At 43.6% G+C, this 6,687-nt stretch carries 7 protein-coding genes; 5 read left to right on the forward strand and 2 right to left on the reverse strand.

From position 1 onward, the window contains the following. The first annotated feature begins 124 nt into the window (after nt 1-124). The gene (locus AB4371_RS21450; RefSeq protein ID WP_017068050.1) at nt 125-337 is read left to right on the forward strand and encodes a TIGR02450 family Trp-rich protein; all 213 of its coding nucleotides are present in this window, start codon (nt 125-127) and stop codon (nt 335-337) included. Nucleotides 338-377: 40 nt separating this feature from the next. Here the strand turns inward: AB4371_RS21450 and AB4371_RS21455 are convergent, their stop codons facing one another. Further along, on the reverse strand, nt 378-1,115 hold the full coding sequence (locus tag AB4371_RS21455) for an HAD-IIB family hydrolase (protein ID WP_372150638.1): 738 nt from the start codon (nt 1,113-1,115) through the stop codon (nt 378-380). Nucleotides 1,116-1,756: 641 nt separating this feature from the next. Between AB4371_RS21455 and proV the strand changes: the two genes are divergently transcribed. The 3 genes from proV to proX are packed head-to-tail and all read left to right on the forward strand — an operon-like array spanning nt 1,757 to nt 5,042. Continuing rightward, a complete protein-coding gene (gene proV / locus AB4371_RS21460) occupies nt 1,757-2,944 on the forward strand; it encodes a glycine betaine/L-proline ABC transporter ATP-binding protein ProV (protein WP_372150639.1) in 1,188 nt (395 codons plus the stop codon). A 3-nt stretch (nt 2,945-2,947) separates the two neighbouring features. Continuing rightward, on the forward strand, nt 2,948-4,042 hold the full coding sequence (gene proW, locus AB4371_RS21465) for a glycine betaine/L-proline ABC transporter permease ProW (protein ID WP_102393819.1): 1,095 nt from the start codon (nt 2,948-2,950) through the stop codon (nt 4,040-4,042). Continuing rightward, on the forward strand, nt 4,035-5,042 hold the full coding sequence (gene proX / locus AB4371_RS21470) for a glycine betaine/L-proline ABC transporter substrate-binding protein ProX (protein ID WP_372150640.1): 1,008 nt from the start codon (nt 4,035-4,037) through the stop codon (nt 5,040-5,042). Before proW ends, proX begins: the two co-directional genes overlap by 8 nt. Before the next feature lie 204 nt (nt 5,043-5,246). Here the strand turns inward: proX and AB4371_RS21475 are convergent, their stop codons facing one another. Further along, entirely contained in the window at nt 5,247-5,621 is a 375-nt protein-coding gene (locus AB4371_RS21475; protein WP_017060338.1) for a nuclear transport factor 2 family protein, read from the reverse strand. A 144-nt stretch (nt 5,622-5,765) separates the two neighbouring features. On the opposite strand from AB4371_RS21475, the gene AB4371_RS21480 reads away from it, so the two are divergent. Beyond that, a complete protein-coding gene (locus AB4371_RS21480) occupies nt 5,766-6,632 on the forward strand; it encodes a LysR family transcriptional regulator (protein WP_372150641.1) in 867 nt (288 codons plus the stop codon). The last annotated feature ends 55 nt before the right edge of the window (nt 6,633-6,687 follow it).

Below are 6,687 nucleotides of genomic sequence, written 5' to 3' on the forward strand. Positions count from 1 at the left end.
TTGTGATCAAGAGACAGGCCTAATCGCTGGCTTTTTTTGATCCTTTTCTTGCGACGAAGACTATTACTCAGTGTCGGCTAGACAATCCATAATAATCAATGACATCTAAGCGAGAAATAAACTCATGAATCGAATCAATCCAAAGAAACTACTTCGCAGTAAATGGACGGCCGTTAGCCCTGTAAAGAAAGAAAAACACTTTATGGTCACAGAGGTAGAGTTTGAAGAAGGGGAGGTTATTCGTTGTTTGATAGAAGCGGTGATGACCAAACGAGAGGAAGACATCAACTGGCGGGATCTCACCGACAAGGATCATTGGCTTCCCGGTTGGAAATAAGGATAGGAAGCAGGGAGCAGTCGGTCACCTCTACTTATTTCTAATTACCCGCTGCTGCACGCCCTTGCCAGTATTTAAGGCCTTCTAAGACACCCTCAGCATGTGTTGCTCTACTCGTGTATACGTTGTCTCTATCCGATAGGTGAGTAACCTCTGGGTAATGGTTAGCAACCAGTATCGAGTTTACGCCTTCAATGGTGAGCATTGAGGTGTCGTTAGCTGAGTCACCTGCGACGCACACTTCTGCAACGCTCAAATCGTGTTGTTCGAGTAGGTGGTGAATCGCAGTCGCCTTGTTAACGCCTTTTGGTGTGATATCTAAGTACCAATCATGAGAGTAAGTAAGGTGAACATCTAATCCGTGCATCTCCAAGCTAGATTCAATCAGTTCGTGTTGAGGCTCTGAAAGCTTTCCTTCAAAGGTGATCTTGTAATCGCCTTGATGGTTTTCTATGCGATCACCCATAAAATCAAGGGGGGCGAGAGCCGTCTCTACCCTTGATTTGTTCCAAGAAGCTTCCAGTTGGTTATGCCAAACATGGTCTGGTTTTTGGGAATGAACATGATGAATTTTGGTGCCCACATCGCTAATAATACTGTGTGGCTTCGGGTAGTTATCCGATTCTAAACCCATTCGAATCGAAGGTAATGTTCTTCCTGTCGCGATGATAAAGCGAATATCAGGTTGTTCTGTGAGGTAATCAAATAGCTGGTTAACACCGTGAGATGAGCCTCCATCAAGCGTACCGTCAAAGTCACACACCAACATTTTTATCATTCGAATTCCTTGTCTTTTTCTCTATTTCGTCACGGGAAAATGCTTATTTCTTTTATAAAGAATGGCTCAGCAATGAGCACTCTACAAGTTGAAGTTCAGCTTAGATAATCACCAATTGACAGTTTGCAGCAAGTATCACAGTTGGTGTGACGTATTAAAATTCTTGGTTGAAAAGGTTGATTTCAACTCACTGACTTTAGCCGGTTGACCTTTGGTTTTTAGGTAGAGATTGAGAGTTGATCTTATATTTTTTATCGAGCGAACTTTCGCCTCGGAAACATCATGAAAGCTTAATAAATAGTTCGTATTCGAATTGTTTGTGTACGAACTAATTGTGGCTTTTGTTGGTTCATTCAGCCTATTAATTACTCTAATGTAAAATTAATATTCAATAATCTACGACTAAGTAATACATAATATTGGTAGTGCATCTGTCTAATTTATCCCTTTAATTATCAGTGGTTTGTTATATTTTTGCTTGTTTTTTGGTCTTGCTGTCACTGGTCTGGTTTCGGTCTGTCACCTTGTTTTACCGCACGAAGCTCCTTGATTTACATGTGCCAATTACTTAGAGTGCTAATTGTTTTTCGGGTTTAAATAACCATTTTTAAGTTTAAATAACTGAGAAAGGATTAGATTACATGGATCCCATACTGGAAGTTAAGGGACTGTACAAGGTGTTTGGTGAAGACACCGACCGTGCTTTTACAATGATTAATGAAGGCGCAAATAAAGATAAAGTTTTCGAAGAAACAGGGCTAACGATCGGCGTTAACGATGTTTCTCTTAGTATCCAAGAAGGCGAGATTTTCGTCATAATGGGACTGTCAGGATCTGGCAAATCAACCCTAGTACGCCTTCTTAACCGCTTGATCGAACCAACCAAAGGCAATGTGCTTCTTCGAGGCAAAGACATTGCCCACATCTCAGAAGATGAACTCCGCGAAGTTCGCCGCAACAACATCTCGATGGTTTTCCAAAATTTCGCTTTGATGCCGCATATGACGGTCATCGAGAATGCCGCATTTGGTCTAGAGCTTGCGGGTGTTGAAGTTGAGCAACGAAAGCAGTCAGCACTTGAAGCACTTGAACGTGTTGGCCTTGGCGCATATTCAGAATCTTACCCAGATGAGTTGTCTGGTGGTATGAAGCAGCGTGTTGGTTTGGCTCGTGCACTAGCATGTGACCCAGATATCTTGTTGATGGATGAAGCGTTCTCGGCGCTCGATCCTTTGATTCGTACTGAAATGCAAGATGAGCTTATTCGCCTTCAAAATGACGATAAACGAACCATTGTTTTTATCTCGCATGATTTGGATGAAGCGATGCGTATCGGTGACCGAATTGCGATTATGCAAAATGGCGAAGTGGTTCAAGTCGGTACTCCAGACGATATTCTTAGTAACCCAGCGAATGATTATGTCGAAGCTTTCTTCCGTGGTGTGAACGTAGCAAGCGTACTTACTGTGAAAGACATTGCGCGTAAGAAGCCAGCTGCGGTATTTAAAAAATCAGAACACGATGGCCCAGCGTCTGCTCTACAAATTTTGATTGATAACGACCGCGAGTACGGCATCGTAGTTGAGAAGAGCAGCCGTTACTCCGGCATTGTCTCTATCGACTCGCTTCGTAAAGCCCACAAAGAGAACAAATCACTCATCAGCGCACAGCTCGATGATGGACTAACGCTGAACCCTGATTTACCAATCAATGATGTGCTTGGCCTAGTTGGTGGTGTGCCTTACTCAGTGCCTGTTGTGGATGAGCAAGGTAATTACTTTGGCGTGGTGACTAAGTCACGACTGTTACAAACATTGGATAAGGGGTAGATCATGTCGTCTGAACAAACAAATAATGACCCATGGTCTCAATCGGCTCCTCCAGCTCAACCTGCAAGTGATCCTTGGGGTCAATCCGCTGATACCTCACCGTCAGCGGATTGGTTAAGCAGCGAAACCGTTGAAACGACACCTTTTGATCCACTTAACCCTTTTGCAGAGGCTGTGCTGCCTGTTGACACTTGGGTTGAGTCTGGACTGAATTGGTTAGTTGAGCACGGACGCCCATTATTCCAGGCAATCCGTGTGCCTATCGATTTTATCCTAAGTTCATTTGAAACGGCGTTGGTGTCTACGCCAGCACCATTCATGTTGATCATCTTGTTTCTAGTGGCATGGCAGTTTTCAAACTTGAAGCTTGGCGTTGCAACGGCCGTATCTTTGACTTTCATTGGCTTGATTGGCGCTTGGTCTGAAGCAATGACCACATTGTCACTGGTCATGACATCCGTATTCTTCTGCCTATTGATTGGCTTACCCATGGGGATATGGCTCGCTCGAAGTAACACGGCGGCTAAATTCGTGCGCCCAATTTTGGATGCTATGCAAACCACACCAGCCTTCGTTTATTTAGTACCGATCGTCATGTTGTTTGGTATCGGTAACGTTCCGGGTGTCGTGGTGACCATCATATTCGCACTTCCTCCTGTTGTTCGTTTGACCATCTTGGGTATTCAGCAAGTTCCGGAAGAATTGATCGAAGCGGGTCACTCATTCGGTGCAAGCAAAAAGCAGATGCTTTACCGAATTCAACTGCCACTTGCATTACCAACTATCATGGCGGGCGTGAACCAAACACTGATGTTGTCGTTATCGATGGTGGTTATCGCATCAATGATTGCGGTAGGTGGTTTAGGTCAAATGGTACTGAGAGGTATTGGCCGTTTGGATATGGGACTGGCCGCTGTTGGTGGTTTAGGCATCGTTATTTTAGCCATATTATTAGACAGAATCACCCAAGTACTGGGTGTCAATGCTGGTAATACAAAATTACGCTGGTATCGCATGGGACCTGTTTCCCTTGTACTGAATGTACTTAATCGCGGTAACAAATCAGAACTTCAATTAAGGAAAAACACCAATGAATAATTCATGGAAGAGTAAACTCGCAGTAAGCATCGTTTCTACATTAGCGGTATCGACTAACGTGTGGGCAGCAAGCCTACCGGGTGATGGCGTATCAGTTCAGCCTGTTCAATCGTCTGTAGCGGAAGAGACATTCCAAACATTGATCGTTAACCGTGCTCTAGAAGAACTGGGTTATGACGTGAAATCAACTCAAGAAGTGGACTACAACGTAGGCTACACCTCGATTGCAAAGGGTGACGCAACGTTCCTAACGGTAGGTTGGTTCCCGCTTCATGCTGATAAATACACAATGGCAGGTGGTGATGAGAAATTCTACCGTGAAGGCCAATATGTAAGCGGCGCTGCTCAAGGTTACCTAATTGATAAGAAAACGGCTGAAAAGTACAACATCACCAACATTGGTCAATTAACTGATCCAAAAATCGCGAAGCTGTTTGATACGGACGGTGATGGCAAAGCAGACCTAACAGGCTGTAACCCAGGTTGGGGTTGTGAGATGGTGATTGAACACCAACTTTCAGCGTTCAAACTGGACGATACGGTAACTCACAACCAAGGTAACTACGCTGCAATCATTGCAGATACAATTTCTCGTTACCAAAAGGGTGAATCAATCCTTTACTACACGTGGACACCTTACTGGGTAAGTGGCGTATTGGTGCCTAACGAAGATGTAGTTTGGTTAGAAGTTCCTTTCTCAGCACTTCCTGGCGAGCGTTCGAACGTGGATACGACGCTATCTAACGGCAAAAACTACGGCTTCGAAATGAACTCAATGCGCATTATTGCGAATAAAGAGTTTGCTAAGAACAACCCATCAGCAGCGAAGCTTTTTGAAATCATCAAACTTAACATCAATGATGTAAGCGCTCAGAACATGATGATGAGTAAAGGTAAGAACAGCTCTGCTGATATCGAAGCGCACGTAAACGGTTGGATCAAAGCGAACCAAAGCACGTTCGATGGTTGGATTACAGAAGCGAAGAAAGCAGCACTGTAACTTTGACTTGTATTTGCTCTGTCTTACCAGACATTTTGATTTGAAATGATGAGCGTGTTGAGTGATTGTGTAGAGTCACTCAATCACCTTCAAACCAAGTGAAAGGGCGACAAGAGTGAACATTATAAAGCCAGCAGTCCATTTGGATTGCTGGCTTTTTGTTTTCTGTTTCTATTTTTGAGCTTCTAGCTGTTAATTACAGCTCTAGCGTTCGCCTTGAACTTCGAAGTTGTCGCTGACTAAGCGAGCGCAGCCATCGGCTTCAAGTGCCCAGTGTTCATGATGTACAACGCCAAACGCTTTGTTCATTGTCCAACTCGCGGTAAGAATGTAACCGCCGTCTGGGTGCTCTTCCCATTTTACATCGGTGTAATCAACGTCTTTGAAACCTTGGTCGATGATGTTTTGCCAAAATGCTTGAATCGCTTCATGACCTTCAAAAGTACCAAATGGACGCGCTTCCATTACACAGCTTTTAGTATATTGATCGGCACAACCTTTCGCATCTTGGTTGTTGAAAGCCTTTTGCCACGCGTTAATGCCTTGCTTACATGCTTCTAAAATTTGGTTGTCTAACATTGTCTTTCTCCATAACAGTCTTGTTGTTTCGAGCACTGTCTTTTTTATTTGGTATTTCGATAAGTTGAATTGAGTTTAGTCTTGGAAATTGATTTGAAAAACAGAGATAATAGAAAATACTGTTTGTAAAAAGAGAACAATAAGATGAGTAAGCTAAAGCAGATGTCGATTTTCGCTTATATCGTAGAGCAGGGTTCAGTCTCGGCTGCGGCTGAAAAGTTAGAGTTGTCTAAATCTGTCGTCAGTCAACATCTCAAAATTCTAGAACAAGAGTTAGGCGCCTCTCTCCTTAAACGCACAACACGAAGACAAACTTTGACAAGCATGGGTGAGCGCTTTTATTTGAGTTGCAAAGACATCAATGTGATCGCTGAATCGGCTTGGGATATGGTAAAAGCCGAGCTAGAAGAGCCACAAGGCCGGATTCGTATCACAGCTCCGAATGCCTTGATGGATTTATTGGTAGCGCCTGTTATTGCCGATCTGATGAAACAATATCCGAAGTTAAAGCCAGAACTGATAAGCGACGATCAGCATTTAGACTTCATGGAGCACGATATTGATCTCGCGGTACGAGTGGGCAGTTCTCGTGACAGTAACTTAAAGCAGAAGAGGTTAGGTGAGTTTAAAGATGTGTTATGTGGCGTTGAAAGCATGCGTGAACGTGAGCTTGAATCGATTCCTTACATTGCAAACTCTTGGCAGGGAAAGCAGGTGACTCATCATTTTAGTTCTCAAACTGAGCAGGACTTTGTCTACCAACAGCAAGCTAGTTGCGTCACCAATTCGTTCCACAGTTGCCTTGCCTTAATCAAATCAGGCGTTGGCATTGGTGTGATCCCAGATTTCTACCTCTCTCAGTTATCCAATGATGTTGTCGACATAATGCCAAGCTTCCAACTACCGACTAACACGGTTTATGCGCTAAACCCATTTGCTTCAAATACGCCTATCGCCATCAAGCTGTGTATCCAAGCGTTGGAAGAAAAGCTTAAGCAGAATTTAGTATAAGCTTTCTATCGTTGGTAAAATCCGGTGCTTAACCATATTCATAGACAGGATCTTA

It is taken from the genome of Vibrio sp. 10N.261.51.A3 (assembly GCF_041471965.1).
Taxonomy (GTDB): Bacteria; Pseudomonadota; Gammaproteobacteria; order Enterobacterales; family Vibrionaceae; genus Vibrio; species Vibrio crassostreae_C.

Excerpts from the sequence above, each read along its gene's own strand:
- AB4371_RS21450 (WP_017068050.1), top strand. The coding sequence starts at position 125 with ATGAATCGAATCAATCCAAAGAAACTACTTCGCAGTAAATGGACGGCC.
- AB4371_RS21455 (WP_372150638.1), bottom strand. The coding sequence starts at position 1,115 with ATGATAAAAATGTTGGTGTGTGACTTTGACGGTACGCTTGATGGAGGC.
- proV (WP_372150639.1), top strand. The coding sequence starts at position 1,757 with ATGGATCCCATACTGGAAGTTAAGGGACTGTACAAGGTGTTTGGTGAA.
- proW (WP_102393819.1), top strand. The coding sequence starts at position 2,948 with ATGTCGTCTGAACAAACAAATAATGACCCATGGTCTCAATCGGCTCCT.
- proX (WP_372150640.1), top strand. The coding sequence starts at position 4,035 with ATGAATAATTCATGGAAGAGTAAACTCGCAGTAAGCATCGTTTCTACA.
- AB4371_RS21475 (WP_017060338.1), bottom strand. The coding sequence starts at position 5,621 with ATGTTAGACAACCAAATTTTAGAAGCATGTAAGCAAGGCATTAACGCG.
- AB4371_RS21480 (WP_372150641.1), top strand. The coding sequence starts at position 5,766 with ATGAGTAAGCTAAAGCAGATGTCGATTTTCGCTTATATCGTAGAGCAG.